This window comes from Metabacillus sp. RB-C-LZQ-3-1, assembly GCF_058315175.1.
In genome coordinates this window covers 1-1,275 of record NZ_JBZFLI010000059.1, presented here as the reverse complement: position 1 = coordinate 1,275, position 1,275 = coordinate 1, and the positions used below count along the sequence as shown (strand labels likewise).

Annotated in this window: 1 rRNA gene; it reads left to right on the top strand. The window is 54.7% G+C overall.

Features of this window, described 5'->3' with window-relative positions:
- A 23S ribosomal RNA gene (locus tag AC4GZ8_RS26400) occupies nt 1-1,275 on the top strand; the annotation flags it as partial.

Genomic DNA, 1,275 nt, shown 5'->3' with positions numbered 1-1,275 from the left:
TATAAGGCTGAGCTGTGATGGCGAGGGAACTATAGTACCGAAGTTCCTGATTCCACACTGCCAAGAAAAGCCTCTAGCGAGGTGAGAGGTGCCCGTACCGCAAACCGACACAGGTAGGCGAGGAGAGAATCCTAAGGTGAGCGAGAGAACTCTCGTTAAGGAACTCGGCAAAATGACCCCGTAACTTCGGGAGAAGGGGTGCTTTTTAGGGTGAATAGCCCGGAAAAGCCGCAGTGAATAGGCCCAGGCGACTGTTTAGCAAAAACACAGGTCTCTGCGAAGCCGCAAGGCGAAGTATAGGGGCTGACGCCTGCCCGGTGCTGGAAGGTTAAGGGGAGAGGTTAGCGCAAGCGAAGCTTTGAACCGAAGCCCCAGTAAACGGCGGCCGTAACTATAACGGTCCTAAGGTAGCGAAATTCCTTGTCGGGTAAGTTCCGACCCGCACGAAAGGCGTAACGATCTGGGCACTGTCTCAACGAGAGACTCGGTGAAATTATAGTACCTGTGAAGATGCAGGTTACCCGCGACAGGACGGAAAGACCCCGTGGAGCTTTACTGTAGCCTGATATTGAATTTTGGTACAGCTTGTACAGGATAGGTAGGAGCCTGAGAAGCCGGAGCGCCAGCTTCGGTGGAGGCGTCGGTGGGATACTACCCTGGCTGTATTGAAATTCTAACCCACAGCCCTGATCGGGCTGGGAGACAGTGTCAGGTGGGCAGTTTGACTGGGGCGGTCGCCTCCTAAAATGTAACGGAGGCGCCCAAAGGTTCCCTCAGAATGGTTGGAAATCATTCGTAGAGTGTAAAGGCACAAGGGAGCTTGACTGCGAGACCTACAAGTCGAGCAGGGACGAAAGTCGGGCTTAGTGATCCGGTGGTTCCGCATGGAAGGGCCATCGCTCAACGGATAAAAGCTACCCCGGGGATAACAGGCTTATCTCCCCCAAGAGTCCACATCGACGGGGAGGTTTGGCACCTCGATGTCGGCTCATCGCATCCTGGGGCTGTAGTCGGTCCCAAGGGTTGGGCTGTTCGCCCATTAAAGCGGTACGCGAGCTGGGTTCAGAACGTCGTGAGACAGTTCGGTCCCTATCCGTCGTGGGCGCAGGAAATTTGAGAGGAGCTGTCCTTAGTACGAGAGGACCGGGATGGACGCACCGCTGGTGTACCAGTTGTCTTGCCAAAGGCATAGCTGGGTAGCTATGTGCGGAAGGGATAAGTGCTGAAAGCATCTAAGCATGAAGCCCCCCTCAAGATGAGATTTCCCATCACATT